Origin of the sequence: Blautia sp. NSJ-175 (genome assembly GCF_022867815.1) — a bacterium.
Lineage (GTDB): Bacteria > Bacillota > Clostridia > Lachnospirales > Lachnospiraceae > Blautia > Blautia celeris.
Genome location: NZ_JALIFQ010000005.1, coordinates 33,875 through 60,544 on the forward strand (window position 1 = coordinate 33,875; position 26,670 = coordinate 60,544).

The window sequence follows — 26,670 nt, forward strand, 5'->3', positions numbered from 1 at the left end:
CGCAGGAGTCTTATCATTCGTTCTTACCTGTGCTCGATCACACTGTCAATCAGACCATAAGCCTTTGCCTCTTCTGCGGACATATAATAATCTCTTTCCGTATCTCTGGCAATGACTTCAAAAGGCTGACCTGTGTTGGCGGCCAGAGTCTCATTCAGTTTCTTCTTGGTCTTCAAAATCATGTCGGCAACAATCTGAATTTCCGTAGCCTGTCCCTTCGCGCCGCCGGACGGCTGGTGAATCATGATCTCCGCGTTTGGAAGCGCGAATCTCTTTCCTTTTGTACCGCCTGCCAGCAGGAATGCACCCATGCTCGCAGCCATACCAATGCAGATTGTGGACACATCACATTTAATGTAATGCATGGTATCATAAATAGCCCATCCTGCTGTCACAGAACCGCCCGGACTGTTGATATACAGATGAATGTCCTTTCCCGGGTCCTCTGATTCCAGGAACAGAAGCTGTGCCACAGTCAGGCTTGCTGTTGTGTCATTCACTTCTTCTCCCAGAAATATGATTCTATCTTTTAACAGCCTGGAGTAGATGTCATAACTCCTCTCTCCTCTGCTGTTCTGTTCGATGACGTATGGTACTAAACTCATGAAACTCCTCCTATTCTGTCACGCGGGCGTAAGAAACGAACTTTCTGTTCGTTATTCCTCTGTCTTCTCCACTACCTCTGTCACTTTTGCAGCGTCAGCTACTAAGGTAACAGCTTCCTGAACAGCGATGTCTTTCTTCATCTGCTCTTTCTCGTAGTCGCCCATTAATTCTTTTAATTTGTCGGCTTCCATCTTGTACATTTCAGCCATTTTTGCGATTTCTTCATCTACTTTTTCATCAGTAACCTGGATGTTCTCAACCTCTGCAACCTTCTCCAGTACCAGACGGCTCTGGATTCTCTTCAGGGCCTGCGGTCTCATCTGCTCCTGGATCTTGGCATTGTCAAGACCTGTGAACTGATAATACTGGTCAATGGATAAGCCCTGGGACTGCAGTCTTCTTACGAAGTCATCCACTAACTGACGGATCTGGTTCTGGATCATTGCTTCCGGAATATCCATCTGCGCGTTCTCAATGATCGCGTCAACTACTTTATCCTCTTTTTCACGTTTTGCAACGTCTTCTTTGCGCTCTTTCAGTTTCTGCGCAATGTCTTTCTTGTATTCTTCCAGAGTATCAAACTCAGAGACATCTTTTGCAAATTCGTCATCCAGTTCAGGAAGTTCTTTCACTTTGATGGCTTTTACATTGCATTTGAACACTGCTGCTTTTCCGGCCAGGTCATTTGCATGGTAATCTTCCGGGAATGTCACATTGACATCTTTTTCCTCACCGATCACAGCGCCTACCAGCTGCTCTTCAAATCCGGGGATGAAAGAGTTGGAACCAATGGTCAGAGGATAATCTGTGCCTTTTCCGCCTTCAAATGCCTCTCCGTCTACGAATCCCTCGAAGTCAAGCGTGATCATATCGCCGTTTTCCACTGCTCTGTCGTCCACGTCGATGGTTCTGGAGTTGTTCTCCTGCTCTTTCTTCAGCTCGCCTGCGATCTCTTCTTCTGTCACTTCCGCTTTTGTAACCTCAACCTCTACTCCTTTGTAATCACCCAGAGTCACTTCCGGTTTTACAGCTACTTCTGCTGTGAAGATAAACGGTTTGCCTTTTTCAATCTGTACCACATCGATCTCCGGCTGGGAAACGATCTCCAGACCGCACTCATCTGCTGCTTTAGGGTACTCAGACTGGATCAGGGCATTTGCTGCATCTTCATAGAAGATACCTGCTCCATACATTTTTTCAATCATTACACGCGGAGCTTTTCCTTTACGGAATCCCGGGATAGTGATTTTATTTTTGTTTTTCTGGTAAGCAGCCTGTACTGCTTTTTCAAAATCTTCAGCGGAAGCCTCAATAGTAAGCTTCGCCATGTTCTTCTCTAAGTTTTCTACCTGTACGCTCATTTTAAATGATTCCTCCTTGAATTCTATATGTATTCATGCATTTTGAGTATTCATGCATTCCTGCCCAAAACGGACACTTTATCATACTTACAGTCATTATCACAGTATAGCACAAGGAATTTAAAAATACCAGCATTTTTTTTATGAAACAATGGATTTTTTGATCTGGCGGGCCTTCACTTCTCCCTCAAGCTGTGAAATCAGCTCCAGCGCAAAGGGGATAGCTGTTCCCAGGCCTCTGCTGGTGGTGATATTTCCGTCTTTTACCACCGGATCGGTAAAGACCAGCGCGCCTTCCAGCTTCTCCTCAAATCCCGGATAGCAGGCCGCCTTCTTCTCCCTTAAAATCCCGAGACCGCCCAGGACACTGGGTGCTGCGCAGATTGCCGCCACTTTCCGGTCTGATGCGGCAAATTCTTTCAGCAGGTCCGCAAGTCCCTGATGCGCTCCCAGATGTTTGGTTCCCGGCATGCCTCCGGGCAGCACCAGCAGGTCCACTGTGCTGTAGTCCACATCCTCAAAAAAAACATCTGCTTTTATCTCAATTCCATGGGAACCGGTCACACTCAGATTGTCGGAGATGGATACCATGAGCACTTCCTCGCCGGCTCTCCTTAAAAGGTCCACCACAGTCAGACCTTCCACTTCCTCAAAACCATCTGCGGTAAATACACAAACTTTTGCCATATGAGTACCTCCCTATTATAAATTCAAAACACGTATAAAATCCTGCCTACCCGTTTATTATACCATAGGATCACATGTTAATTCTAAAACTTCCGTTTCTTTTTTATAAAAAATATGATATACCTGTTTATATAGAAAAAGGAGGTCCTTACAGAAATGGAAATCGAAAGAAAATTTCTTATTAAAGAGCTGCCCGCTGATTTGAAGAACTATCCCTGTCACGTAATCGAGCAGGCATATCTGAACACCAACCCGGTTGTCCGCATACGCAGACAGGACGCCACCTATATCCTCACCTATAAGGGAGAGGGCCATATGGTGCGGGAGGAGTATAACCTGCCGCTGAATGAGACGTCCTATTATCATCTGAAGGAAAAGGCGGACGGCATCGTTCTGTCCAAGATCAGATATCTGCTGCCCCTTGAGGGAGAACTCACCATTGAGCTGGATGTCTTTCAGGCGCCTTATGAGGGTCTTTTTCTGGCAGAGGTGGAATTCCCGGACGTGGAGTCAGCCAATTCCTTCACACCACCGGACTGGTTTGGGGAAGATGTCACATTCTCATCACAATACCATAACAGCACCCTCTCAACAGGAACGGACAGGCCGCAGTGATGCCGGCCTGTCCGCTTTTGATTCACTCCTCACCGAGGCTCTTCATGATTCTGTGCCAGGTATCTTCCCGGCGTTTCTCAATCTCTTCCTCCAGTGCCTCTTCCCCTTTTCTTGTTTTCTCCAGACTCTTAGTATATGCCCTGGGAATCTTGTAAAGCAGTTTTCCCAAAAAACGCAGAAACGCATTGCCACTGTCCAGCAGCCATACACTGATTTCAAAAATATGGTCCATAAGCAACCCCTTCTGTCTCGGCCAAGCAGCACACAGGTGCTTTTTGCCTTTTCTTATATTCTACCAGCAGTTCGCATTTATTGCAACGAGAAATATTGCTAATTCCCGTCAAGACATTGCCCGTTTCTACAGTTCTCTGGTCTTCTTTACACAGGCGCGGATGCAGTCCATCACAGCACTGCGCATGCCCTTTTGCTCCAGAATGCCCACCCCTTCAATAGTGGTACCTGCCGGTGAGCACACCATATCCTTGAGCTCGCCCGGATGCATCCCTGTCTCAAGGACCATTTTTGCACTGCCCAGAACGGCCTGTGCCGCAAATTCATAGGCTTTTTTCCTCGGCATTCCCTCAGCAACAGCGCCGTCAGCCATGGCCTCAATGAACATGAAAACAAAGGCCGGGGAACTTCCGCTGACAGCTCCCACCACATCCAGCATGGGTTCTGTCACTACCTCTGCCCTTCCGAAGGAGCGGAGCAGCACCAGGGCCTCCTCCAGCTCTTTTTCTTCCACCAGTGCATTCCTGCAGACACCTGTGATTCCTTCGCCTACCAGAGCCGGTGTATTTGGCATGGTGCGGATGATCTTCCTGTCCCCGCCTATGCGTTCCTCCAGCCAGCTCATGGTCTTGCCGGCAGCGATGGAGATGATCACCTGGTCACTGCCAAGCACATCTTTTATCTCCGCGATCACGTCCTCCAGAAACTGCGGCTTTACTGCCAGGAACACCATGTCGGAATGCTTCGCTGTCTCCCTGTTGTCCGTACTGCAGGCGATGCCCAGTTTTTCTTTTATCTTTGCAGCAGATTCCTCTGACTTTGTGGACGCTGTGATATCTTCCCTGTCTACGATCTTTTTTTCCAAAATGCCGCCGATAATAGCAGAAGCCATATTGCCGCATCCGATAAATCCAAGTTTCATCTGTAATCCTCCTTGTTTCGTAACAGCTCAGCCGGAACCATTACCTTGTATTTACTTTTCCTCCCCATTATCCTCCGTTGCCTCTATTTTTTCAAGTGTCATACATATATTTTTTCAATTCCCAGCATAATTTTAAACATAATGCATGTTAATCCCCGGAGGTCTCCCTATGCAGCAATCTTTTAAAGTCTTTACCGTGATCGGTATCCTGTTCACTATGATCCTTGGTTCCCTGGCCCACTTTTTTTACGGATGGTCCGGTGATTTTTTCCTGGTCGGACTGTTCAGCCCGGTAAACGAGAGTGTGTGGGAACATCTCAAACTGCTGTTCTTCCCTGCACTTCTCTTTATGCTTACAGAACGGCGCCTGCTCTCCTACCGCTGTCCTGACCTGTTCTGCAAAAACCTGGCAGGTCTGTATGCCGGGCTGGCCGCCATGCCCGCGCTCTTTTACGGGTATACGCTGTTCACAAAAAAGAATTACCTGTGGGCTGATATCACGGTATTTATTCTCAGCGTCCTGACCACCTATCTGCTGGCCTATGCCCTCAGAAAAACGAAGTTATCGGATTCCCTGTGCCGCATCCTTTATGCTGTCCTCTATCTTTTACTGGCTGTCTTTACGGCTGTCTCCGTCTTCTTTATGATAAAATAAAAGGTACGGCACAGAGAACTTTCCCGTACCGTAAAAACTCCCCTGTACTTTTTCCCTGTCTTGTATTATGATATTGTTATTCTGACAAAGGAGAAAAAGATATGAGCAATGAAGTATTTTCTGTGTACCACTGCAAATCCTGCAATAAAATAGAAGTGACACAGTACATATCTCCACAGCAGATGGAGGAATTCGGCCTGACCGCCGAGGAACTTCTTCCCATCTGTCCGGTCACCGGCAGCTCGGACTTAGAAGAGCTGGGACAGATGACAGAAAAGGAACTGCGCCACTTTGCCTACAGTGATGTGGAGGGCGTAAAAGAATATCTGAAAAACAGGGAAATAAAAACTCCCAGGCTCTAAGCCCTGGCCCTGATCCGAAAAAGGGGACCACACGCATGATGCTGTCATGCGTGCGGTCCCCTCTTTTTTTGCTGTTCAGCACTCTTTTCCCAGTTTACGGGAACCTATGAGTTTCCAGGTCTTATATTTCTTAACTCTATGCACAATATGGCGGGTTTTTCCGCATTTCATACACTGTCCCATAAAATCATATACCAGCACATCCTCCCGCTTCAGCTTCAGTCCGTATGTCTCATTCAGGCACGACCTGCAGTATCCCAGTCCATGTATTCTTTCATTTCTTGTCATCTTCACTCCCGCTCCCTGTAAATTTAATAATATCTTAATGAATCTAATATTTCTTTTTATAATATCAGATACAATACGATATTTCAAGACAGATTACGCATTAAAAACGACATTTTGGGGCATAGTATCATGTACAATGTTATATATTAGGTGGTGAAAAATATGTACAGCGAGAATACTTTTGAAGAAAACAGCTACGAAGAATTGTTTTATGACCGTCTTACGCAGCTTCGGTCAGCGAAGAAGGTCTCTGCAAGAGACATGAGTCTTTCCATTGGACAGAACCCGGGATACATCAACGGATTGGAAAATAAAAAAGGACTTCCCTCCATGACGGTATTTTTCTATATCTGTGATTATCTGAATGTTACACCAAAAGAATTTTTTGACGAGAGCATTGTCTGTCCTGAACAATTCAAGAATCTGTACCAGGATATGCAGGAACTGGACCGTGATGATCTCCAGCTCTTGTGGACATTGACAAAACGTCTGCAAAAATAAGACGCAGAAAAGCCGTGGGCTGCAGTAAGATACGCTGCAGCCCACGGCTTTTTTAATTCTGCCGGCCGGTTTCCTGTTTGCTTTCCAGCATCTTTTTTTCATTTCTCTTTCTGTACTGATTCGGCGACATGGAAGTCATTCTCCGGAATGCCTGGGAAAAGTAAGACTGGGAGGAGTATCCGACCATACCTGATATTTTCGTGACCGGATAGTTGGTGGTCTCCAGAAGATGCATGGCCTCTGACAGCCGTTTCTGTGTCAGATAGCTGATGGGAGAGATTCCCTTATAGGCCTTAAACGCATGGACCAGATAGTATTTATTGATATGGGCCAGAAGGCTCAGGGATTCCAGGGTGATCTCCTCAAAGTAGTGTTCATTGATATACTGCTCCACAAAACGGCATTCTCTGGTGGCTTTCTTGGGCGGCGCTGCCAGAAGGTTCTGGCGGGTATGCCTGGTAATATACAGAAGGAGCAGCTCCAGAAGCTTCTGGCAGATCACCCCGCTGTCCGGTTCTTCCAGACGCGCCTCCGCAACCATCTGCGCCAGGCAGTCTGAAATCTGCCTGTGGCGCTGTCCCAGGTAATGGACACTGTAGTCATAGGGTCCGCTCTCCTCCCCGGAATGGAACTGCAGCCCCTCTATGCCCAGGGCAATGTATTCCCAGGGGCTTTTTTTATTTCCCAGTTCCGTGTGGGAGACACCCGGGTTTACTAAAACCAGATCATTTTCCCGCACAGGGACTCTCTTATTGTCTATGATAAAGCTCCCCTCCCCCTTTGTGATGAAGAAAAGCTCTGCAAAATAATGGGAATGCTCCATACTGTGCCAGTCTTTGTCAGACCTGGCGCAGGTCACATACAAAAGCTGAACAGGCAGTGACAGAGGAGGCGGCTCCATGGAATATCGCTGGTTGCTCATATAGGGTTCCTCCCGTTTTCTCTTTGTAACTCCATTATAAAATTTTTCTGCTTTGGGAACAAGCCTGTTTTTTAACACCGGTCCCGGAACTTCTGGCAAGCCTTTTTCATACCTTATTATATGTCCCGGAGCACCCTGCGGCCTTTGGGAATATTTTATTGCACCAAATAACAGGAGGGAACTATGAAAAAGATTTTATCCGTTTTACTCGCAGTCACACTCTGCGCTTCCATGTGTCTTACAGGCTGCCAGAAGTCAGCAAAGAGTGGGAAAGATTCCAAAGATTCCGGCACGGAAAAAGAACTGGTGGATGTGAAACTGAATGAAGTTGCCCATTCCATCTTCTATGCGCCGCAGTATGTGGCCATTGAGGAGGGATACTTTACAAAGGAAGGTATCCGGTTAGAGTGCGTGACAGGTTTCGGCGCTGACAAAACCATGACTGCTGTCCTCTCCGGTGACGCAGACATCGGCTTTATGGGCGCGGAGGCATCCGTGTATGCCTACCAGGAAGGTGCTAATGACGCAGTCGTCAACTTTGCACAGCTTACACAGCGTGCCGGAAATTTCCTGGTAGCCAGAAAAGAGATGCCGGATTTCAAGTGGAGTGATTTAAAGGGTAAGGATATTCTGGGCGGGCGCGCCGGCGGCATGCCGGAAATGGTATTTGAATATATCCTGAAACAGAACGGTCTTGACCCACAGAAGGATATGAACATTGACCAGAGTATTGATTTCGGCTCCACTGCTGCCGCTTTTTCCGGAGGACAGGGTGACTTCACTGTGGAATTTGAACCAAGTGCCACTGCCCTGGAAAAAGAAGGAGCCGGTCATGTGGTCGCCTCCTACGGCGTGGATTCCGGTTATGTCCCCTATACGGCTTACAGTGCCAAAAAAAGCTTTATGGAGAAGAACCCGGAGATCGTACAGGGATTCGTCAATGCCCTGCAAAAAGGTATGGACTATGTGAATACCCACACCGCGGAAGAAATCGCCAAGATCATCAAACCCCAGTTCAAGGAAAATGACCTGGATACCATCACCACCATTGTAAAACGTTACAAGGACCAGGATACCTGGAAGGATAACCTGATTTTTGAAAAGGATAGCTTTGAACTTCTGCAGGATATTCTGGACAGCGCCGGGGAATTGAAAGCCAGAGTTGCCTATTCGGATCTGGTCATCACGGATTATGCCGAGACGGCTGCAAAGTAATTCCGATAATTTCCCGTAACATCTTGCAATACCGTTTTTAATCTGATATTATATCATTATATCACATTTTATATCTGATACATGTAAAAGGTGATATAAATCCTTTGAACTTCTTGCTGTAAAAAGCGGCTGTGCTGTCAGCATCTTCACTGACAGCCCAGCCGCTTTTTCGCATTATTTTTTTATCAGATCTCGTACCAGATGATCTCATTGGCATCCAGATGCAGCGCAAAGCTGCTTCCGTCCCCTTTATATACCACAGTATCCTGCGGTTCATAGGTATTGTTGACTACACAGTATTTTCCGTTCTTTACATAGGCGTGTACTTCCACATTGTAGTTCTCAGAGAACCATCTGTGCAGATTCTCCTCATCGTGGGATGACCAGAGGATCGCCCTGTAGAGAAGCCTGCTGTTCTCAAAGCTGTAAGGCAGCCCGCTGATATACACACTTCTGCCCTCTCCGAAATCATTGGCCGCAAGCTGTACTTCCTTATCCACCTGCCTGATGATAGTGGTTTCCGGGAGTGCGAAGATGCTCTTCTGTCCCTCACCGAAGTCCACTTCCCCTCTGCAGTCCTCTGTGATAAAGTGCTCATGCTCTTCCCAGTTGTATTTGTCCACATTGAGGGTGAATCCGTTTTCTTTCTCCACTCCCATGACACCGGAGAGCTGGAAGTAACGTCCCTCCCGCTGGCAGGCTGTAGGTTCTCCCACGCCGATGAATCCGCCGCCTTCGTATACAAAGCGTTTCACGGCTGTCAGAATCTTCTCATCAGCCCAGTTCTCCCCGCCGGAATATGCCGTGTAAGCGCCTCCCACATTGAGAATAACATCAATATCTTTCAGGATATCCGGATTCTCCCTGATATCGTCAAAGCTGATAAATTTCACATCAAAGGGGGCACCGCTCAATGCCTCGATGATGCCTGCATAGGAATAATTCTGTTTGTAATAGATCGCATGGTGTACCATATGGTTGCCCCAGGCGCGCATTTTGCCCCAGCTGTTCAGTACAGCCACACGTTTTACACAGTAAGGTGTGGTTCCCTTTATGTTGTTGTACAGGGTCCTGAACTCCTGGCAGACGCTCTCCACATAGTCGATGAAATCCGGGAACTGCATAGCCAGCTTCAGGTATCCGCCGTAACCGATCCGGTCGATGGGCTTTCTAAGGATAGCTCTTCTGGCTGTCACCCAGTTTACCTTTGCCTCCTTCACCGGGTCGCCGCCCTCGTGGAAGGTATCCGGGAAGAAGTAGGGAAGAAAACGTCCCTCTGTATAGTTCACGCCCTCAATATCGCTGATCAGACGCAGCGTGGAACCATTTCCCACACTTCCCACTACCGCATCCAGGCCGATGGATTTGAACTCCTCCATAAACGGTTCGGTACCAATCCAGTGGTCGCCCAAAAACATCATGGCTTCCTTGCCGCACTCGTGTGTGATATCCACCATTTCTTTTGCAAGCTTGGCAACCTCACGCCTCTGGAATCTCTGGAAATCCCGGAATTCTTTTGACGGAATGCGGTATGTATTGTTCATATAGCCCTGGTCAATGATGTATTCCGGGCGGAACTTATAGCCTGCCTCAGCCTCAAACTGCTCCAGGATATAGGGGCTTACAGACGCGGAATAACCGTACCAGTCCACATATTTTTCCCTTGCCAGCTCATCAAAGATCAGGGTGAACTGATGGAAAAAGGTGGTATAGCGGATCACATCAATGTGAGGATTGTCCTCAATATATCTGCGCAGCCTCTCCATGGAGAATTTATGGGTTTTCGGCTGACGTACGTCAAAGGTGATCTGCTTTTCCACGTCTTTCCAGTCATTGGTCACCGCGTTATACATATGTACCGGGTCCCACATGATATAGGCAAGAAAACTCACAGTGTAATCATGGAATGCGATCGTCTCATGGATGGTCACGTCCCCTGTCTCCTCACTGTACTCCCACTGTGCAGGCGGAACCACTTCACCGGTGGTACGGTCAATCACTTCCCACCAGCGGGTGATATCATCTCTGGAATTGACTTTCAGCATATCCGGATACAGATGATTCATCAGATGGATGCTGAGCTCATTTCCCGCCGCGTTGTAGAAAGGTGTCATGATGTACATCTGCTGAATCTCATCCGGGTTGGCTTTTGCCCATGTGTTGTCTTTCCTGGTGGTGTAATAAGTAGAGTAAACCTTTGCATCCACATCCCGAAGCTGGGCCGGATAATCTGTTCCGTCACAGTCACGGATGGCATCTGCGCCCCACCGCTTTACAAGCTCCAGTGTCTCCGGAACCACATCCACATCTGTGGGAATCGTAACACGCCCCTTCATTTCTGCTTTTTCACTCATAAGAATCTCCTTTCATCCGGTAAAAAATTTCAACTTTTTCCTCCCCGTAAGAACACTGCCGCGCGCTCCGGGAACTCTCGTTTCACTATCTATAGCATACGCAAAATTTCGTCATAAGTCTATCGCCTTCTTGCTCATAATATTATATATATTGCTTTTTTACGTTTCATTCAAACAATAAAGATGGGGTAAATACAGAATTTATCTAAAAAAACAGACGTACGGATATTAAAATCCTGTACGTCTGTTCGTCTCCGCCTGCTCTTTAGGAGACCGGCCTGTTTATGGCTTTTATTACAACCAGTACGATCAGCATGAGAAGGATCGCAATGGGAAGGGCAATCCATGCTGTCTGTACAAATCCCGCGATGATGTAGGATACAAAGCTGACTGCTGCCGCTGTTATGGCGTAGGGAAGCTGTGTGGAAACATGGTTCACATGGTCACACTGGGCTCCGGCGGACGCCATGATGGTGGTGTCGGATATGGGAGAACAGTGGTCACCGCACACAGCACCTGCCATACAGGCGGAAATGGAAATGATCATAAGCTGCGGATTGGAATTGGCGAACACGGAAACCACGATGGGGATCAGGATACCAAAGGTTCCCCAGGAGGTTCCTGTGGCAAACGCCAGGCCGCATCCGACTAAAAAGATGATGGCCGGAAGCAGGTTCATAAACCCGTTGGCACTGGACTGCACCAGATTCCCCACATACTCTGCCGCACCTAAGCTGTCTGTCATGGCTTTCAGCGTCCACGCAAAGGTCAGGATCAGGATAGCAGGAACCATGGCTTTAAAACCATCCGGGATACATGCCATACACTCCCTGAAGGAGAGCACCCGGCGCGCAATGTAAAGGATCACCGTGATCACCAGACCGAAGAAACTGCCCAGCGCAAGGCCTACAGATGCATCGCTCTGTGAAAATGCCTCCACAAAGCCGGCTCCCTCAAAGAAACCGCCCGTATAGATCATACCGATCACACAGCATATTACAAGACATAAGATAGGAATGACAAGGTCCATGACTTTTCCTCTCGTGTTTTCCTTCTCTGTCTCCGCGCTGGCATAAGGGCGGCCCGGTGTGGTATACAAATCACCGTTCTTTGCATTTTTCTCATGCACTGCCATGGAGCCGAATTCCACTTTCATCAGTACCATTCCCACCATCATGACAATGGTAAGAAGGGCGTAGAAGTTATAGGGAATAGCCCGCACAAAAAGGGAAAGACCATCCTCTCCCTCCACAAATCCGCTGACTGCAGCAGCCCATGAGGAAATAGGAGCGATGATGCAGACCGGAGCGGCTGTGGCGTCAATGAGGTAAGCCAGCTTTGCCCTGGAAACCTGCTGCTTGTCCGTGACCGGACGCATAACGCTGCCCACGGTAAGGCAGTTAAAATAGTCATCAATAAAGATCAGCACACCCAGCAGGATCGTGGCAAGCTGCGCGCCCACACGGCTTTTGATATGTTCGCCTGCCCAGCGTCCGAAAGCCGCAGAACCTCCCGCGTTGTTCATGAGACATACCATAACGCCCAGTATCACAAGGAATACCAGGATACCCACATTGTAACTGTCGGAAAGCACGCTGATAATGCCTCCCTGGAAAATCTGTGTCACAGTTCCCTCAAAGGAAAAGTTGGAGTAAAATACAGCACCCACTAAAATACCGATAAACAGGGAACTGTATACCTCCTTGGTGATCAGTGCCAGCGCAATTGCCACAATGGGCGGCACCAAAGCCCAGAAGGTGGCGTACATCTTCGGCACATACTCTGTCTCGCCTTCCCCGGCAAATACCGTGACTGCGCACAGCAGCACCACAAGCGCCGCGGACACCCACATGGCCCATCTTCTTCTCTTGTTTCGCATTAGAAAACATCCTCTCTTTCTTTTCCCGGTTTCTGCCCTGTACTGCAGTGCTTTCCATTATTTAGGATAACAAAAAGCCATGAACGGCAATCCCTTACGGGAACGCGTTCATGGCAGTAAAATCTCTTTTCCTGTCCAAGATGATAGCGCTCCACTTCCAGTGACAGTACGACGCATCTTATGCGGCGTCCCAGAAACAGACACCCGGGCGGGTATCCATCCCTTCGGCAGTTTCCCCTTTCTCTCCGGCGGCCGCCCGGCCCTTTTTCGCGGAAATACTCTTGAAACCTGCACCTCTATCATTCTGCCGTTCCTGACACTTCGTCAGAAACCGTTTTTATATCTTTTTTATCATAACATTATTCTCTCAGAAATCCAAGTATTTTTTGACATTTTTCTTCCTCATTCCCCCGGATTGGTACGGTTCACTCCCAATGGTGATCCTTTACGTCTGACTCCCACGAGACAGGCACATAGGGTGGCCGCAGCTTTTCCCTGCTTTACAGATAATTTAAAGGAATATTTGGGGTTTTGTATGTAATTTTAAAGAGTCTGACTACGGTCTCTTCCCGCTTTACATATAATTTAAAAGGGACCTTTCATTTTATTATGTAATTTTAAAAGGCCCCATCATATTATCCTCTTGTTTTACAGATAATACTGAAAAAATCTGGAGCTTTCGTATGTAATCTTATGGAATTTGCTTGCTGATTCTCCTCTTTTTACAGATAATTCATAAAAAGCTCTTGGAATCTATATGTAAATCAAATCACTGCGTGCCCAGCAAAACGCTTCGTGATACACAGATATGGTGCATTCTGCTCCATATCACACCGGCTGCCTCTGCCGGGCTGACGGATTCTGAACTATTGCGATTAATTTCCCATATATATAGAATGCTTTCAGAAAACATGTTATAATGACTGTAAGAATAAAGAATTAATGACACCCGACAGCATCAAAGTTTCATATAGGAGGGATGGATATGGCGAACCGTATTATAACGATCAACCGGATGTACGGAAGCAATGGACGGCTTATCGGAAAAGCGCTGGCTGAGAGGCTCGATATTCCGTTTTACGACAAAGAACTCATTACCCTGGCAAGCCAGGAAAATGATATTCCCCTGGAAGAACTGAAAAAAGTGGATGAGAAGAAAGCAAACCAATGGCATCTGCCCATCAAAGACGCTATGCAGATGGAACCGCAGTACCACTTTCAGCCGATGAACGACGTGCTTTTTGAATCCCAATCTAAAATCATCCATGACCTGGCAGAAAAAGGAGACTGTATCATCGCGGGACGCTGTGCGGACCAGATTCTGGAGGGCAGATGCAAAAGCGTTTTCATTTTCGCCCCCTTTGAGCGCAGGGTAAAAAATATCATGGAACGGATAGGCAGGGAGGAGCGCAGCGCCCGCTCCCTGGTAAAGAAAATGGATAAAAGGAGACGTTCTTACTACGAATATTTTACAGACGCAAAGTGGCTGGATATGACTCACTATGACCTCTGTATTGACAGCAGCAAGTTCTCCGAGAAACACATTCTGGATATGCTGGAAGCTGTCTACAGGGATATGTAAACAGGAAATGCTTTGAGGGACATCCCAGGATGTCCCTTTTTTCAAAGCCTGACAGAAACATAGGTTCCGTCCTTACCTGTGACATTTACGATTTCCAGGCCCTTGAACTGCCGCAGTGCATGATAGCATTCCCGGTACGCCCGGCGGAGGAATTTCTTGTCCACCTCTTTTCCGCAGAGAGCAGGCAGCGCACTCTGCATTTCCCGGATTGTACGCTCCGGGATGCAGGCTATGGCGATTCCTCCAAACCTTAACGGTACCGGTATAAAAAGGCGTACATCCTTAGAGCGTATAATGATCCTCATCTTCTCTCCCCTTTGCTTATCCCACGTAAACCTTTACGATATCACCGTTTTTCGATTCCACGTTCACGATATCGCCGATGGCCTCAGCATCTAAGCAGTCCACAACGGTATCCAGAATCTCCGTAAGCTCGATCCCCTGCAGGCTCTCACTGACAGCAGGAAGCTTTCCCGTCACTTTTAAGATCTGGCGGATGGCTGTTACCGGGAGCTGCACGTTCACTTTATCCCCTTCACTGCTGTCCACTACAATACGCACCATGCGCTTGTCATACTCCAGATTGACCCGCTCCGTCTCTGCCACTTCATAGGACGCGGCTTCCGTCTCCTTCTGCGGTGTCAGGGCCGTGAGAAATTCTGACGCCTGTTCTGCCGTAATTTTTCCTTCTTCCAGCATTTTTAAGATTCTCAACTGTTCTTCCATAACGTTCTCCTTTTATTCTCTCATTTTATTTCAATTTTTATTTCATTTGTTCCAGAGCTTCCTCCGGTGTGATCTCTCCCCGCTCCAGGGCGTCCAGGATTTCCTTCTTTTTGTTGTCAGGCGCCGGCGCCGGTTTGTAGCCCAGTTTCTCTATGACCTCATCCAGACGGGAACGGACGGTGGGGTAAGAGATTTTCAGTTCTTTTTCCACTTCTTTGATGTTGCCGCGGCAGCGGATGAAGGTCTCAATGAAGAAAAGTTCCTGCTCGGACAGGTAATCAAATTTGTTCAGGCGGAAATCATTTTCGATGACCGTATCACATTTGTCACATTTTAATTTGATCACCTTGAGCCGGCCGCCGCAGACAGGACATTGGCTGATTACTTTATACATTTGTTTTCCTCCTTATGTTTTATATCATAAACCTCTTTTTCGTATATGTCAATATAAATATCAACATTTTCAATCATACACTTAATTATTTCAATATCTATATTCAATATATTAATTTCTTCAAACTGATTCTTTCATAATATCAACTTACACTCCTCTTTTTGCATTCTGTCTTATACAAAAAAACGGAGCCGGTACTTTAATGTACCAGCTCCGCCAGTTGTTCCAGAACGCTCCGCCCGCCGCCCAGGGTGATATTTCCCACCTTGTCGCATATTTTCTCCAGATACTCCATCTCCTTTAACTTATACAGTGTCGTATTCTCCTCCATCAGCCGTGCTGTGTTCAAAAGGCTTCTGGTGGATGCCACTTCCTCTCTTCTCATGATGACATTGGCCTGGGCCTTCTTCTCCGCCACCAGAACCGTATTCATAATGTCGCGTATCTCACCGGGAAGAATGATATCCTTGATTCCCGCACTCAGCACTTCCACGCAATACTGCTCCTGCGCCTCCTGAAGTTTTCTGAAGATAAACTCCCCGATTTCTTCCTTCTGAGCCAGCAGTTCATCGAGCCGGAAATGTCCTATGTAATCTCTTATGGTAAGCTGGGCAAATGTATACAGAAGCTTTCCCACCTCATCCATCCGATTCACCAGCCGTTCCGGGTCTGTGATCCGGTAATTGACTGTCACATTCAGGCGCACGGACACCTTGTCTGCCGTGAGGATTTCCTGACCGCTGATTTCCAACTGCTGAATCTTGAGATCGTATACCCTGCAGGTCACTTCTTTTCCGTAATTCCAGAAAAAGTATGTGCCCTGTTCCAGCTTCCTTTCAAACCGGTTGTCAAAGTAGAGAAGTCCGGCCTCCCCATCTCTTATCACTATCTTCCTGTAATATTTTACCGGAAGCAGGTCTATGTACATTCTCGGCAGGCTTTCCTGCATGTAGGGATTGGTGATATCAAGGATCCGAAAAGTGTTCTCCTGGAAAACATTCCAGTAGTAAGTTTCCGGTCTCACCACCACATCCTGATATGCCTGGTTCACAAAGTGAAGGGCTATGCTGGTGTCCGGAAGCTGTATTTTCACCACGCGGCTTGAAAATGCTTCATGCTGCATCAAGACCTCACAGGGAATGCCGCAGCAATCTACTTCCCCTGTCATGTCAACAGTCAGTACCTCATATCCCAAAGCCCTCGGATAGCGGTATTTTCCCGCTGTGAGCAGTTTTATAAACTTTCCGTTTTTCATCAGATATCCGCATTGCTGTTCTTTGATCAAATATTTCATCTCTTCTGCCTCTTTTCTTTTTTGGATTCCGAAAAGAAAATGTCCCGCTTCATCCTATGGCAGCGGACTCTTCCTTCAGTTTTTCTTCCCGTACAGGCAGGCCGCACAAGACCCCTGCGTCTGGCTGCAGGTTCCGAAAAACGGTATCCGGAAAAGTTCAGGCCGCTTTTGGACTGCCGCGGACGGCCAAAGCCGGGACTTTTTCTTTTCTCATTTCATGGTTTTTTCGTGTGATTGCTATACCAGCTTAGCTACATGTGTCATCATGGCGGGAATCGAACCCGCGGCAAATCAGTTCTTCCCGGTATCCGGCATACCTCTTCCGCTACGGCGGCGGCACCGCAAAGGCTCCTTTTTTCGGAAAACCTTGTGCTGATGGAAAGCAGGAAGTTTTTGTATCTCTGATACACCGTTATCATACCGGGAATTTCTGGAAGAATCATTTAAAAAAAGATGCGAAGTTGATTTTGCAGACTGCAGATAGTAGAATAGAGAGATACACAGGAGGTGTGCCATGTCGGAATATCAGGAGCTGATAAAGAATTTTGAGAGGATCCGGGACTATATGCGGCAGTTTTTCGTGTATGGTTTTAAGGTCCGCGGGGATTATAAAGGAAAGAGTGCCCGCACGTATGACAACGAGAGAAGGCGCATAGAAAGTTTTCTGACCGGTTACACCAGGTCGGAATATACCGCCAAGGGCAAGAAAATATATATCAATGTGGACAGCAAAACCATACCGGAAAATCCCCTGTACGCTGCCTGGAAATCCAAAAGCTTTACAGATAATGATATTATGCTGCACTTTTTCCTGCCTGCTCTTATAAAGGACAGCCCAAATGGACTTACCAGCAGTGAAGCCGCGGAACAGATTTCCCTTGTCTTTCAGGTTGTCTTTGACAGCCAGACCGTCCGTCTGAAGCTGAAAGAATATGAAAGACTGGGTATCTTCACATCCCGGAAGGAAGGCAGGGAGCTGCGCTATTTTATCGCCCCGCCGCTGCCCATGGAGTCCCCTTCCCACAAAGGACTTTGGAATCATATGATCCGGGCCGCTGCTTTTTACCAGGGCGTATCCCCTTTCGGCATTGTGGGAAGTACTCTGCTTGACAGGGAAGAAAAACGAAACTGCTTTTTCCAGTATAAGCACCAGTTTCTCGTACATACGCTGGAGGATGAAGTCCTTCTGGACCTGCTCCTTGCCATGCATGAAAAAAGAGCTGTGTCCTTTCAAAACAACAGCCACCGAAATGGATCCTCCGTCACTTTTTGGGGCGTTCCCCTGAAAATATTTGTAAGTACACGCACCGGACGACGTTACCTGTGCCTGTATCTCACAGCAAGGCACCGTTTTCAAAATGTCCGCCTTGACAGCCTGACAGATATAAAGCTTCTGGAGCCTTTTCCGCAATATAGGGACCTGCAGAAAAAACTGGAGAAAAACATGCCCCGCTGTTTCGGCGTCTCTTTCGGAGGCCGCAGCCGCATGGAGGAGCTCCATATGGAATTGTATATCCATGAGCCAAAAGAGTCTTATGTGCTGGACCGGCTGTCCAGGGAAGGGCGGGGCGGCCAGATTAAGAAAATCGGAAGAAACAGATATCTGTACAGCGGATATTTTTATGATACCAATGAGATGCTGTCATGGGTAAAGACCTTTACCGGCAGGGTGCTGGACATCCGGGGCAGCGCCCCCGCCTCCGTCCGCAAAGTCACCGATGACTGGGCGCGCATGTATGAAATGTACTGCGCTCCCAAAGAAAGTGAAGTATGACAGGAGTTTATAATGGGTGAAATGCGTTTTGATATCTTTGATAAAGTTTACAGTTGTTATTACAGAGTTGTCCAAAAGATTCTGGAGGAGGCCAAAAGCCATCCTATCACCAGAAAGGATATGGAGACGATCGCTGCTGCTTACGGATACGGGGAGAGCGCCCTCACCATTGTCCCGAAGCTGTTAAACAGAGAATGGGACCTGCTGCGCACCGAGGATGGAAAAACCTTTGCCCCGAAAACCGTTCCCGGCAGGCTTCCCCTTACCCTTTTGCAGCGCTCCTGGCTGAAAGCCCTTCTCGCTGACAGAAGAATATCCTGTTTTCTCACCCCGGAGGAGCAAAAAGAAGCAGCACATTCCCTGCGGGACGTGGAGCCGCTTTTTGGGCAGGCGGATTTCCACTATTTTGACCGCTGTCTGGACGGGGATACTTACAGCTCGAAAACCTACCAAAAGCATTTCCGCACAGTTTTGGAAGCTTTGGAACAGGGTCTGGTCCTGCGGATCTCTTACTGCGGCAGACAGGGCGCGGTCTCCCGGTTTGAAGCTGCGCCCTATCAGCTTCAATACTCGGAAAAAGATGATAAATTCCGCCTCTGCTGTCTGAAAAAGACAGGGGGACGCTTTTCCCTCAATACAACATTAAACATGAACAAAATAGCCGGCTGCAGCCTCACATCCGTTAAAGTACCCAAAAAGGCTCCGGCGCTGCGCTTTTTTCCCATACAAAAATCCAGAGAACCCGTTCTTCTGGAAATCAGCAAAGAACGAAATTCTCTGGAGCGCTGTATGCTTCATTTTGCCAACTATGAAAAGCACACGGAATATGATGAGGAGCGTGATGTCTATTACTGCAGCATTTATTATGACCTGGCCGATGAGACGGAACTGCTCATAGATGTGCTGTCCTTCGGGCCTGTCATAAAGGTGCTTGGTCCCGCCTCTTTTCTCTCCCAGGTGAAGCAGAGAGTGAGGCGCCAGTATGAAATGCTGAACAGCCAAACACATGCTTCCCGAAATCTGCCGGAATGAACGTGTCGGTGCTCTAGATTTCCTTCACCGGCAGCAGCTCAATATACCCTCTGCGGCCCACAGGTTCCAACTGTATGCGCGGATTCTCCGTATCCCAGCAGCAGCCGATGACAGCGGGATCATATTTTTCGATCGCCTGCTGCACTTCTGTGATCGCCTGGCAGTAATTTTCCTCCGCAAAGGGTTCCCCGCGAAACATCAGGTATTTTGCCGCGGGAAGTTCAATACACGCAAAGCCCTCCGGCACCGGTTCCTGATAGTCTGCCGCCACCTCCACGCCCTGCACATATTTGGATGTGCCCGGCGTGCGGAGGGAATCCGGAAGCCAGAGGCATACCGGTTCGCCGCTTATGGATTTTATGCTGGAGAGGATTCCCCAGACATCGCATCCCACTTCACTGCAATACTGAAAATACTCCTCCGCGTCCACACCTCTCTTTATAATAACTTTTCTGGACGGTCTCTCCGTCATCTGAACAAACACACTTTTTACGTTTTCCATTTCCTCTGGCTCCTTCCGCAGATTTCTGTATTTTACACCATAGGGGATGAACAGAAGCAGAGGCCCGGGGCTTGCCGCGTACTCTCTGGGATTGCAGCCGAATTCCCGGAAAAAAGCCCGCTGATAACCATCCACACTTCCAAACCCCATGTCCAGCGCCACATCCAGGATCCTGCATTTCTCATCCCGCAGGCGCAGGGCGGATCTGGACAGACGCATGCGGCGGATGTAATCTGCCGGGGTGAGATTGGTGTGCTCCTTAAATAGCCGGTAGGAATACCACGGGGAGTAAAGAGATACTTCCGAAAGCTTTGCCAGCGTAATATTTTCACTCAAATGCTGTTCAATGTAATCCTGCATGCGCTGAACAGCAAGTATCTGCTCTGTCATTTCTGTCACCTCCTGTCTACTGCCATCCTATCAGATTTTCCCCGGACTGTTCTCGACTATTTTTGCCAAATATAAAAGGGAATCCTGTGTGAGGATTCCCGCATTTACATTGCCGCCTGCCTGCACTGCCGGCCGAATTGTCAGGACATCTGCGGGCAGCTGCGGGTCTTGGTTGTCTCATGGTATCTTTTAAATCACGTAATTCAGGGAACATTGTTTCTGCCATTCCACCAGATCCGCCAGGGTGTATTTGTCCACTACACTTTTGATGGCATTGTCAAGCTCCTGCCATAGGACCAGGGTGGGGCAGGCTTCTGCCCTGGGGCACTGGTTCGTATCTCCTTCCAGACACTCCACAGGGGCCAAGCTGCCTTCTGTCAGGCGGAGAATAGAACCCACGGTATATTCCTCCGGCTTTTTCACAAGACGGTAGCCGCCCTGGGGACCCCGGATGCTTTTCACATAGCCGGCCCTGGCCAGGATGGACACGATCTGCTCCAGATATTTTGTGGAGATTTCCTGCCTTGATGCTATTTCTTTTACCCTCACCGGGCCGCCCTCATCGTGTATGGCTATGTCCAGCATCATACGCAGTGCGTAACGTCCTTTTGTTGATATTTTCATGGTTACCTCCAGATTTTTCTTACTGTCCGAAGGCAGATACTGTCCCCTGTGCCCTCCCGGATCCGTCAGGAAACAGCGTTAAACGCCTCTTCCAGATCCTGAAGGATGTCATCATTATTCTCCGTCCCTATGGACAGGCGGACCGTGTTGGGGCGGATTCCCTGCTCTGCAAGTTCTGTTTCGGTGAGCTGGGCATGGGTGGTGGAAGCCGGATGGATGACAAGTGACTTCACATCAGCCACATTTGCAAGTAGAGAGAAAAGTTCCAAATTGTCGATAAATGCTTTGGTTTTTCCGGCATCTCCCTTCACCTCAAATGTGAATATAGAACCACCCCCGTTGGGGAAATACTTTTTATACAGCCTCTGCTGTTCGGGATCCGTGCTGACAGATGGGTGATGAACCTCCTCCACCAGCGGATGCTTCTGCAAATATTCTACCACTTTCAGCGCATTCTGTACATGGCGTTCTACCCGCAGGGACAGGGTTTCCAATCCCTGAAGGAATAAAAAGGCATGGAAGGGTGACAGGGTGGCTCCTGTATCCCGCAATAGAATGGCTCTGATCTTCGTGACAAAGGCTGCCGGACCCACCGCTTTCGTAAAGCTGACCCCGTGATAGCTGGGGTTGGGCTCCACAAGAGAGGGAAATTTCCCGGATGCCTCCCAGTCAAATCTGCCGCTGTCCACGATCACGCCGCCGAGAGCCGTGCCGTGGCCGCCGATGAATTTTGTAGCGGAATGCACCACGATATCAGCGCCGAACGCGATGGGCTGCACCAGGAAAGGTGTGGCAAATGTGTTGTCTACGACCAAAGGGATTTTATGGGCGTGGGCAATCTTCGCTATAGCTTCCACATCTACCACCTCAGAGCGTGGATTTCCGAGAGTCTCAATAAAAACAGCCTTTGTATTCTCCCGGATTGCGCCCTCCACTTCTTCCTTATTAAATATATCCACAAATGTAGTTTCAATTCCATAGTCCGGCAGTGTATGCTCCAGCAGATTATAGGAGCCGCCGTAAATGTTTTTTGCGGAGACTATGTGGTCGCCCTGTTTTGCCAGGTTCTGGAATGTATAGGCGATGGCGGCTGCACCCGAGGCAACGGCAAGTGCCGCAGCACCGCCCTCCAGCGCCGCGATCCTCTGTTCAAAGATATCCTGGGTGGGATTGGTCAGCCTGCCGTAAATATTGCCTGCATTTGACAGATCAAAACGTGCCGCCGCATGTGCGCAGTCATCAAATACATAGGAGGAGGAAGCGTAGATGGGTACTGCCCTTGCACCTGTCGCCGGGTCCGGAGCCTCCTGGCCCACATGCAGCTGTAACGTCTCGAATTTAAAGTTCCTGTCTTTTCTCTCTGTTTTCTTCATACTTGTCACCCTCGCCTTTTCTGATATTTTAGTTCTGGAATAATTGTGTGGAATAATACCTGTCTCCGCTGTCCGGCAGAAGCACTACAATGGTTTTTCCCGCGTACTCTTTTCTTTTAGCCAGTTCCATGGCTGCGTACATGGCTGCACCGGAGGAGATTCCCACCAGTATGCCCTCTTTTTTCGCGATCTTTTTTGCAGTCTCAATGGCTGCGTCATTTTCCACCTGCATGATCTCATCATATATGTCTGTGTTCAGCACAGCCGGAATGAAGCCTGCGCCTATGCCCTGAATCTTATGCGGGCCCGGTCTGCCTCCTGAGAGAACCGCGGAATCTGTGGGTTCAACCGCCACAATCTTCACATTGGGATTTTGGAATTTTAAATACTCTCCCGTTCCCGTGATAGTTCCGCCTGTACCTACCCCTGCCACAAAGACATCCACTCTACCCTCTGTATCCTTCCAGATTTCCGGGCCTGTTGTCTTTCTGTGCATTTCCGGATTGGCGGTATTTTCAAACTGCCCCGGAATGAAGCTGCCCGGAATTTCCCGGCTGAGCGCCTCCGCTTTGGCAATGGCTCCGTTCATCCCCTTGCTGCCCTCTGTCAGTACCAGCTCTGCACCGTATGCTTTCAGAATATTTCTGCGCTCCACGCTCATGGTCTCGGGCATTGTGAGTATGAGGCGGTAACCTCTGGCTGCTGCCATAGAGGCAAGACCTATGCCTGTATTGCCGGAGGTAGGTTCTATGAGAACCGTGTCCGGGCCTATAAGCCCTGCCGCTTCCGCGGTATCCAGCATGTTTTTGGCAATTCTGTCCTTTACACTGCCGGCGGGATTCAGATACTCCAGCTTTGCGAGAACTACTGCCTGCAGCCCCTCCTCCCTTTCCATGTTCCGCATCTCCATGAGGGGAGTGCTGCCTACCAGTTCTGATGCACTTCTATAAATATGATTTCTGCTCATCATTTTCTCCTTTCATATATTTCCTATCGAATTAATAGGAATTATAACTGTGTTTGATTCTAATGTCAAGAAAAAAATCCCATATTGCCCGATTTTTTTCGGATGCAATATGGGATTTTGCTGTATGTGCTGTCAGCCTTAAAGGGCTTGTGGGGCCTCTCCTTCTGGCATCTCTCCATCCGGCGGCTCCATTCCTTCCGGCACTTCCCCGTCCGGCGGTTCCATTCCTTCCGGCATTTCCTGGCTGCCATCTCCGGGTTTCCGGCCTTTCTGCATATCTCCTTTCATACCGCCGCCCATTCTTCCCATGCCTCCCGCCGAGCCATTGGAGGTGACCACAGATTCCAAGGTGAGCGTACTGCTTTCACTTCCCGCTGTGAGGGTATATGTTTCTCCCTCCTGCATTTCCGGACAGCTGACCAGTACAGAAGAATACTTTTTCTTTGGTGTAAAGCTAAGCAGCTCCTTTCCGTCTTCGTCCTGCAGTGTCACAGCAGTCTGTGCTTCCTGGGTATTGGTGAGATTGTGCAGGATGGAACACTGGGCGGAGGAATCGCTGAATCCCTGGGCCATGCCGGAACTTCCCACAGCGATGATGGTGCCACCTGTGATATCCGCGCCTCCGTTATAATCAAGGGCACCATCCCCGTCAGACACCGGCCCGTTCACATACACCGTTCCGCCTGACAGGAAGATGCTGCCGTTGGAGTCAAGGCCGTCACCCTCTGCGTCCACTTCCAGAGTTCCCCCTGTGATCTTGATGTAGGCTTCCGTGTCATTCTCCATACTGCCGTCTCCTCTTCCTCCGGGTACATCCGCCTCCTCCTCTTCTGTCTTAGCCTTTGCCGCGTTTACCGCGTCATCGCTGGCTGTCAGACTGATTTCACCGCCGTTTACCACAACTCTGCGGCCTTCCAGCCCTTCATAGCAGGCATTTACGGCAATTGCCCCATCATTTACAACCATATCCAGGTCCGCATGAAAGGCATCGTCTCCTGCATCCACAGTAAAGCTGCCTCCGTCCAGAACAATACTGCCTCCGGTGTGAAGGGCATCATCCTCTGTGTCAATGACAAAGGTGCCGCCTGCCACGTAGATGTTCCCCTTTTCGGATTCCTCCGTATTCTCTGACTTCATCCCTTTGCCCTGGGCAGTCAGATGAAAGGTTCCGTCCAGTATCTTAATACAGTCCTTTCCTGTCATGCAGTGCTCCACTGCGCTGACCGTGATCTCACCTCCCGTAATGACCAGATCATTCTTCGAGACAATGCCGTGTTTGTAAGCGGCTGTCACATCCAGGGCACCGCTTCCGTTGACGGTAAGGTCATCCTTTGAAAAAATCACCCCGTCCACCGTGTTATCATCTGTCTGGGTATAGGTACTGCCCCCGCTCAGACTGTTTTCGCTGTTTTCTGCCAGCGTGAGAAACACCTTATCCGCATTTTTCACATAGACGGCAGCGCTTGTCTCACAGTGGACCGCCGCATTGTCAAGGACGATCTGTACCTTGTCACTGTCCCCGGCATCCACCACGATCTGTCCGCTGCTGAGCGTTCCCGTAATATGGTAAACGCCCTCCCCGGTTATTGTCAGTGTACTTTCCGTAATCTCCGCGCTGCCGCTCTCTGCCCGGATGGAATCCCCGTCAAGGGTTATCATAACCACCTCCTCCGCGTCATAAATCCCCTCTTTATCCCGATCCGCAAATTCCGTATCCACCTCCGATTCCGTCAGTTCCAGGTTCTGGTCCACACCCTCTGTACTGCCGGTCCCCGCCATCATGCCGCCTCTGCCGCTGCTTTCGGATGATGTCTCAGCCGTATTTTCACCGGCTGCCTGTCCGCTGCCGCATCCTTCAAGGGTGCCTGCCGCCAGAAAAATACCCAGAAGCACTGCTGCCATTTTCTTATTATCCATCTGTTTTACAGCTCCTCTCTTACAATTGCAGTCCTGCTGCATAAGATTTCCAGGTTCCCGTTTCGGCAGCGCAGGTCATCGATCATTTTTTTCTCCTCTTTCCGATTTTTCAGCACAACCTGATAATCCAGGCGGAACAGGCTGCCCATGTTGGTGGTCTTCACCTGGACCAACTCCCAGCGTTTCAGATATTGCTCGAATATTTCCTCAAATACCTCTGTATAATCCAGTGACTCCGGAATGGTAATGCGCAGCGCCCGTTCCCGGGTCTGCTTCTCTCCAAAACGGCTGACTGTAAATATGGTATCTGCCGCGCCGATCACCACTACAAAAAGTGCCGCAATACCGATATACCCCATTCCGGTGGCAAGTCCCACTGCCATAGCCAGGAAAATACTGCTGATCTCCCTGGCTGTTCCCGGCACAGACCTGAACCTGACCAGGGAAAAGGCGCCCATCACCGCCACGCCGGTGCCCAGATTGCCGTTGACCAGCATGATCACCATCTGTACAATGGCCGGCATCAGCGCCAGGGTCACCACAAACCCTTTTGTATAGGTATTGCGGTACATATAGATTACCGCGATCACGATTCCCAGCACCAGAGAAGCTGCTGTACATGCCAGAAATGTGCCAAGAGAAAATGCGGCGGTTGTTTCATTTACAAGAATGGATTGAAACCATGAATTAAGCACAGTATTTTCCTCCTTCGTCTTTTCTTTCCTCTGCCTGCTGCATCCGGTAGGCTTTGCCGTATTTTGAGAAGGATACAGGGTAAATGCAAAGCTGGTCCAGAAGTTCGCAGAGCCATACCGGCATGGCACCGGGAATCTTAATTTCCATAAGCTGCTGCCCCTCCTCCAGGATCTGCTGTCCCCAGGTCCCCTTTTTCAGATCCAGTTCCTGATTCCGGAAGCGGATATTCCAGTCAAAGGTCACTCTCAGTTCCGGCTTTTGCGTATCATAAGCCGCGATTCTGTCATAGGCTATGTACATGGCTGGCCTGATGTCTCTGTAATACTTTAAAAACCAGTCAATCTCCCGCAGCACCTGTGTCTCCACTCCGGGCGCCTCATGGCGCAGAAGATACCCCTCCGCCTCGGACAGCACCATACTCTCCCGGCGTTTGTATACAATTCCCTTATATTTTTTCTTCAGTTCCAGAAATACAGGCCCATCCTTTCCGGGTGTCCCGTAACTGCGGAGCCGCAGCTTTTCTTTATAGACCGGCTTTTCAAGAGATGTGCGGATAAGCCGGGCGTCCGGTGTGTCAAAATAGATATTGCATATGGTGGTTGTCCCGTATTCGTCCGGGACAATCCTTCCCCCGGTCCTTTTTATAAACTCTTTATACTGGATTTCGTCCAGCAGGTATTTCTTCTCGTAGCGTTCAAATGTCATCTGATTACTGCCCATCATGTTCCTCCTTGATATTCTGTTCTTTCTTACCACCTCAGTATAACGCCCAAACCTTAAATGAACTTAAAAAGACAGACA

28 protein-coding genes and 1 riboswitch are annotated in these 26,670 nt (G+C 48.8%); of the genes, 8 read left to right on the plus strand and 20 right to left on the minus strand.

All coding sequences use genetic code 11. The features are described 5' to 3' along the window. Window positions 1-23 precede the first annotated feature (23 nt). The 3 genes from clpP to MUB35_RS09440 form a co-directional block, all read right to left on the minus strand. Window positions 24-605: an ATP-dependent Clp endopeptidase proteolytic subunit ClpP gene (gene clpP, locus MUB35_RS09430; protein ID WP_033140954.1), complete on the minus strand. Its 582-nt coding sequence runs from the start codon at window positions 603-605 to the stop codon at window positions 24-26. Between the two features lie 51 nt (window positions 606-656). Next, entirely contained in the window at window positions 657-1,967 is a 1,311-nt protein-coding gene (gene tig / locus MUB35_RS09435) for a trigger factor (RefSeq protein ID WP_033140953.1), read from the minus strand. 141 nt (window positions 1,968-2,108) lie between these two features. Then, entirely contained in the window at window positions 2,109-2,654 is a 546-nt protein-coding gene (locus MUB35_RS09440) for a DJ-1 family glyoxalase III (protein WP_033140952.1), read from the minus strand. A gap of 156 nt (window positions 2,655-2,810) precedes the next feature. Between MUB35_RS09440 and MUB35_RS09445 the strand changes: the two genes are divergently transcribed. Continuing rightward, window positions 2,811-3,269, plus strand: coding sequence for a CYTH domain-containing protein (locus MUB35_RS09445; protein WP_033140951.1), 459 nt, complete (start codon window positions 2,811-2,813; stop codon window positions 3,267-3,269). Window positions 3,270-3,291: 22 nt separating this feature from the next. On the opposite strand, the gene MUB35_RS09450 is transcribed toward MUB35_RS09445, so the two are convergent. Beyond that, on the minus strand, window positions 3,292-3,501 hold the full coding sequence (locus MUB35_RS09450) for a hypothetical protein (RefSeq protein ID WP_033140950.1): 210 nt from the start codon (window positions 3,499-3,501) through the stop codon (window positions 3,292-3,294). Between the two features lie 126 nt (window positions 3,502-3,627). Next, window positions 3,628-4,422 (minus strand): pyrroline-5-carboxylate reductase, encoded by a 795-nt coding sequence (proC, locus tag MUB35_RS09455; protein ID WP_033140949.1) that lies wholly within the window; start codon window positions 4,420-4,422, stop codon window positions 3,628-3,630. A gap of 169 nt (window positions 4,423-4,591) precedes the next feature. Between proC and MUB35_RS09460 the strand changes: the two genes are divergently transcribed. Next, the gene (locus tag MUB35_RS09460) at window positions 4,592-5,077 is read left to right on the plus strand and encodes a DUF6512 family protein (RefSeq protein WP_244806100.1); all 486 of its coding nucleotides are present in this window, start codon (window positions 4,592-4,594) and stop codon (window positions 5,075-5,077) included. 101 nt (window positions 5,078-5,178) lie between these two features. Beyond that, entirely contained in the window at window positions 5,179-5,439 is a 261-nt protein-coding gene (locus MUB35_RS09465) for a hypothetical protein (RefSeq protein WP_033140947.1), read from the plus strand. A gap of 75 nt (window positions 5,440-5,514) precedes the next feature. On the opposite strand, the gene MUB35_RS09470 is transcribed toward MUB35_RS09465, so the two are convergent. After that, window positions 5,515-5,727 carry a hypothetical protein gene (locus MUB35_RS09470; RefSeq protein ID WP_033140946.1) on the minus strand — a complete coding sequence of 71 codons (213 nt, stop codon included), beginning with the start codon at window positions 5,725-5,727 and terminating at the stop codon, window positions 5,515-5,517. A 162-nt stretch (window positions 5,728-5,889) separates the two neighbouring features. Here MUB35_RS09470 and MUB35_RS09475 point away from each other — a divergent pair, with 162 nt between their 5' ends. Next, complete coding sequence (locus MUB35_RS09475; RefSeq protein ID WP_033140945.1) at window positions 5,890-6,228, plus strand: helix-turn-helix domain-containing protein; 339 nt, start codon at window positions 5,890-5,892, stop codon at window positions 6,226-6,228. A gap of 52 nt (window positions 6,229-6,280) precedes the next feature. Here MUB35_RS09475 and MUB35_RS09480 read toward each other — a convergent pair whose 3' ends face one another. Then, complete coding sequence (locus MUB35_RS09480; RefSeq protein WP_033140984.1) at window positions 6,281-7,150, minus strand: helix-turn-helix domain-containing protein; 870 nt, start codon at window positions 7,148-7,150, stop codon at window positions 6,281-6,283. A gap of 183 nt (window positions 7,151-7,333) precedes the next feature. Between MUB35_RS09480 and MUB35_RS09485 the strand changes: the two genes are divergently transcribed. Beyond that, window positions 7,334-8,365, plus strand: a complete 1,032-nt coding sequence (locus tag MUB35_RS09485) for an ABC transporter substrate-binding protein (RefSeq protein WP_244806101.1) — start codon at window positions 7,334-7,336, stop codon at window positions 8,363-8,365. Window positions 8,366-8,550: 185 nt separating this feature from the next. Here the strand turns inward: MUB35_RS09485 and gnpA are convergent, their stop codons facing one another. Continuing rightward, the gene (gnpA, locus tag MUB35_RS09490; RefSeq protein ID WP_033140943.1) at window positions 8,551-10,719 is read right to left on the minus strand and encodes a 1,3-beta-galactosyl-N-acetylhexosamine phosphorylase; all 2,169 of its coding nucleotides are present in this window, start codon (window positions 10,717-10,719) and stop codon (window positions 8,551-8,553) included. Window positions 10,720-10,984: 265 nt separating this feature from the next. Beyond that, on the minus strand, window positions 10,985-12,598 hold the full coding sequence (locus MUB35_RS09495; RefSeq protein ID WP_033140942.1) for a Na+/H+ antiporter NhaC family protein: 1,614 nt from the start codon (window positions 12,596-12,598) through the stop codon (window positions 10,985-10,987). A 136-nt stretch (window positions 12,599-12,734) separates the two neighbouring features. After that, window positions 12,735-12,905: riboswitch (Lysine riboswitch) on the minus strand. A gap of 678 nt (window positions 12,906-13,583) precedes the next feature. Between MUB35_RS09495 and MUB35_RS09500 the strand changes: the two genes are divergently transcribed. Continuing rightward, window positions 13,584-14,180 carry a cytidylate kinase-like family protein gene (locus MUB35_RS09500; RefSeq protein ID WP_033140940.1) on the plus strand — a complete coding sequence of 199 codons (597 nt, stop codon included), beginning with the start codon at window positions 13,584-13,586 and terminating at the stop codon, window positions 14,178-14,180. Window positions 14,181-14,221: 41 nt separating this feature from the next. On the opposite strand, the gene MUB35_RS09505 is transcribed toward MUB35_RS09500, so the two are convergent. The 4 genes from MUB35_RS09505 to MUB35_RS09520 all read right to left on the minus strand — a co-directional run bounded on the left by MUB35_RS09505 (window position 14,222) and on the right by MUB35_RS09520 (window position 16,594). Continuing rightward, window positions 14,222-14,485, minus strand: a complete 264-nt coding sequence (locus MUB35_RS09505; protein WP_033140939.1) for a hypothetical protein — start codon at window positions 14,483-14,485, stop codon at window positions 14,222-14,224. A 16-nt stretch (window positions 14,486-14,501) separates the two neighbouring features. Then, entirely contained in the window at window positions 14,502-14,906 is a 405-nt protein-coding gene (locus tag MUB35_RS09510; RefSeq protein ID WP_033140938.1) for an SHOCT-like domain-containing protein, read from the minus strand. A 37-nt stretch (window positions 14,907-14,943) separates the two neighbouring features. Beyond that, a complete protein-coding gene (locus MUB35_RS09515) occupies window positions 14,944-15,300 on the minus strand; it encodes a DUF2089 domain-containing protein (RefSeq protein ID WP_103731269.1) in 357 nt (118 codons plus the stop codon). Window positions 15,301-15,499: 199 nt separating this feature from the next. After that, complete coding sequence (locus MUB35_RS09520; RefSeq protein ID WP_033140936.1) at window positions 15,500-16,594, minus strand: slipin family protein; 1,095 nt, start codon at window positions 16,592-16,594, stop codon at window positions 15,500-15,502. Window positions 16,595-17,108: 514 nt separating this feature from the next. Between MUB35_RS09520 and MUB35_RS09525 the strand changes: the two genes are divergently transcribed. Together MUB35_RS09525 and MUB35_RS09530 are read left to right on the plus strand one after the other, a co-directional pair. Beyond that, window positions 17,109-18,368, plus strand: coding sequence for a WYL domain-containing protein (locus MUB35_RS09525; RefSeq protein WP_148393753.1), 1,260 nt, complete (start codon window positions 17,109-17,111; stop codon window positions 18,366-18,368). A 12-nt stretch (window positions 18,369-18,380) separates the two neighbouring features. Continuing rightward, a complete protein-coding gene (locus MUB35_RS09530) occupies window positions 18,381-19,400 on the plus strand; it encodes a WYL domain-containing protein (RefSeq protein ID WP_227244513.1) in 1,020 nt (339 codons plus the stop codon). 13 nt (window positions 19,401-19,413) lie between these two features. Here the strand turns inward: MUB35_RS09530 and MUB35_RS09535 are convergent, their stop codons facing one another. The 7 genes from MUB35_RS09535 to MUB35_RS09565 all read right to left on the minus strand — a co-directional run bounded on the left by MUB35_RS09535 (window position 19,414) and on the right by MUB35_RS09565 (window position 26,589). Beyond that, window positions 19,414-20,292, minus strand: coding sequence for a helix-turn-helix domain-containing protein (locus MUB35_RS09535; protein WP_103731273.1), 879 nt, complete (start codon window positions 20,290-20,292; stop codon window positions 19,414-19,416). Window positions 20,293-20,481: 189 nt separating this feature from the next. Further along, window positions 20,482-20,916: an RrF2 family transcriptional regulator gene (locus MUB35_RS09540; RefSeq protein ID WP_033140931.1), complete on the minus strand. Its 435-nt coding sequence runs from the start codon at window positions 20,914-20,916 to the stop codon at window positions 20,482-20,484. A gap of 65 nt (window positions 20,917-20,981) precedes the next feature. Next, on the minus strand, window positions 20,982-22,289 hold the full coding sequence (locus MUB35_RS09545) for an O-acetylhomoserine aminocarboxypropyltransferase/cysteine synthase family protein (RefSeq protein WP_244806102.1): 1,308 nt from the start codon (window positions 22,287-22,289) through the stop codon (window positions 20,982-20,984). 28 nt (window positions 22,290-22,317) lie between these two features. Continuing rightward, window positions 22,318-23,256, minus strand: a complete 939-nt coding sequence (gene cysK / locus MUB35_RS09550; RefSeq protein WP_103731274.1) for a cysteine synthase A — start codon at window positions 23,254-23,256, stop codon at window positions 22,318-22,320. Between the two features lie 138 nt (window positions 23,257-23,394). Next, the gene (locus MUB35_RS09555; RefSeq protein WP_103731275.1) at window positions 23,395-25,173 is read right to left on the minus strand and encodes a carbohydrate-binding domain-containing protein; all 1,779 of its coding nucleotides are present in this window, start codon (window positions 25,171-25,173) and stop codon (window positions 23,395-23,397) included. 5 nt (window positions 25,174-25,178) lie between these two features. Then, a complete protein-coding gene (locus MUB35_RS09560) occupies window positions 25,179-25,868 on the minus strand; it encodes a DUF4956 domain-containing protein (protein ID WP_103731276.1) in 690 nt (229 codons plus the stop codon). Beyond that, the gene (locus tag MUB35_RS09565) at window positions 25,861-26,589 is read right to left on the minus strand and encodes a polyphosphate polymerase domain-containing protein (protein ID WP_103731277.1); all 729 of its coding nucleotides are present in this window, start codon (window positions 26,587-26,589) and stop codon (window positions 25,861-25,863) included. The genes MUB35_RS09560 and MUB35_RS09565 overlap by 8 nt, the downstream gene beginning before the upstream one ends. Between the last annotated feature and the right edge of the window lie 81 nt (window positions 26,590-26,670).

Excerpts from the sequence above, each read along its gene's own strand:
- MUB35_RS09485 (WP_244806101.1), top strand. The coding sequence starts at position 7,334 with ATGAAAAAGATTTTATCCGTTTTACTCGCAGTCACACTCTGCGCTTCC.
- MUB35_RS09470 (WP_033140946.1), bottom strand. The coding sequence starts at position 5,727 with ATGACAAGAAATGAAAGAATACATGGACTGGGATACTGCAGGTCGTGC.
- MUB35_RS09440 (WP_033140952.1), bottom strand. The coding sequence starts at position 2,654 with ATGGCAAAAGTTTGTGTATTTACCGCAGATGGTTTTGAGGAAGTGGAA.
- MUB35_RS09545 (WP_244806102.1), bottom strand. The coding sequence starts at position 22,289 with ATGAAGAAAACAGAGAGAAAAGACAGGAACTTTAAATTCGAGACGTTA.
- MUB35_RS09555 (WP_103731275.1), bottom strand. The coding sequence starts at position 25,173 with ATGGATAATAAGAAAATGGCAGCAGTGCTTCTGGGTATTTTTCTGGCG.
- proC (WP_033140949.1), bottom strand. The coding sequence starts at position 4,422 with ATGAAACTTGGATTTATCGGATGCGGCAATATGGCTTCTGCTATTATC.
- MUB35_RS09530 (WP_227244513.1), top strand. The coding sequence starts at position 18,381 with ATGGGTGAAATGCGTTTTGATATCTTTGATAAAGTTTACAGTTGTTAT.
- MUB35_RS09495 (WP_033140942.1), bottom strand. The coding sequence starts at position 12,598 with ATGCGAAACAAGAGAAGAAGATGGGCCATGTGGGTGTCCGCGGCGCTT.
- MUB35_RS09540 (WP_033140931.1), bottom strand. The coding sequence starts at position 20,916 with ATGAAAATATCAACAAAAGGACGTTACGCACTGCGTATGATGCTGGAC.
- MUB35_RS09525 (WP_148393753.1), top strand. The coding sequence starts at position 17,109 with ATGTCGGAATATCAGGAGCTGATAAAGAATTTTGAGAGGATCCGGGAC.
- MUB35_RS09565 (WP_103731277.1), bottom strand. The coding sequence starts at position 26,589 with ATGGGCAGTAATCAGATGACATTTGAACGCTACGAGAAGAAATACCTG.
- gnpA (WP_033140943.1), bottom strand. The coding sequence starts at position 10,719 with ATGAGTGAAAAAGCAGAAATGAAGGGGCGTGTTACGATTCCCACAGAT.
- MUB35_RS09510 (WP_033140938.1), bottom strand. The coding sequence starts at position 14,906 with ATGGAAGAACAGTTGAGAATCTTAAAAATGCTGGAAGAAGGAAAAATT.
- MUB35_RS09500 (WP_033140940.1), top strand. The coding sequence starts at position 13,584 with ATGGCGAACCGTATTATAACGATCAACCGGATGTACGGAAGCAATGGA.
- MUB35_RS09520 (WP_033140936.1), bottom strand. The coding sequence starts at position 16,594 with ATGAAATATTTGATCAAAGAACAGCAATGCGGATATCTGATGAAAAAC.
- MUB35_RS09505 (WP_033140939.1), bottom strand. The coding sequence starts at position 14,485 with ATGAGGATCATTATACGCTCTAAGGATGTACGCCTTTTTATACCGGTA.
- MUB35_RS09515 (WP_103731269.1), bottom strand. The coding sequence starts at position 15,300 with ATGTATAAAGTAATCAGCCAATGTCCTGTCTGCGGCGGCCGGCTCAAG.
- MUB35_RS09465 (WP_033140947.1), top strand. The coding sequence starts at position 5,179 with ATGAGCAATGAAGTATTTTCTGTGTACCACTGCAAATCCTGCAATAAA.
- MUB35_RS09450 (WP_033140950.1), bottom strand. The coding sequence starts at position 3,501 with ATGGACCATATTTTTGAAATCAGTGTATGGCTGCTGGACAGTGGCAAT.
- MUB35_RS09445 (WP_033140951.1), top strand. The coding sequence starts at position 2,811 with ATGGAAATCGAAAGAAAATTTCTTATTAAAGAGCTGCCCGCTGATTTG.
- MUB35_RS09535 (WP_103731273.1), bottom strand. The coding sequence starts at position 20,292 with ATGACAGAGCAGATACTTGCTGTTCAGCGCATGCAGGATTACATTGAA.
- cysK (WP_103731274.1), bottom strand. The coding sequence starts at position 23,256 with ATGAGCAGAAATCATATTTATAGAAGTGCATCAGAACTGGTAGGCAGC.
- MUB35_RS09475 (WP_033140945.1), top strand. The coding sequence starts at position 5,890 with ATGTACAGCGAGAATACTTTTGAAGAAAACAGCTACGAAGAATTGTTT.
- MUB35_RS09460 (WP_244806100.1), top strand. The coding sequence starts at position 4,592 with ATGCAGCAATCTTTTAAAGTCTTTACCGTGATCGGTATCCTGTTCACT.
- tig (WP_033140953.1), bottom strand. The coding sequence starts at position 1,967 with ATGAGCGTACAGGTAGAAAACTTAGAGAAGAACATGGCGAAGCTTACT.
- clpP (WP_033140954.1), bottom strand. The coding sequence starts at position 605 with ATGAGTTTAGTACCATACGTCATCGAACAGAACAGCAGAGGAGAGAGG.
- MUB35_RS09480 (WP_033140984.1), bottom strand. The coding sequence starts at position 7,150 with ATGAGCAACCAGCGATATTCCATGGAGCCGCCTCCTCTGTCACTGCCT.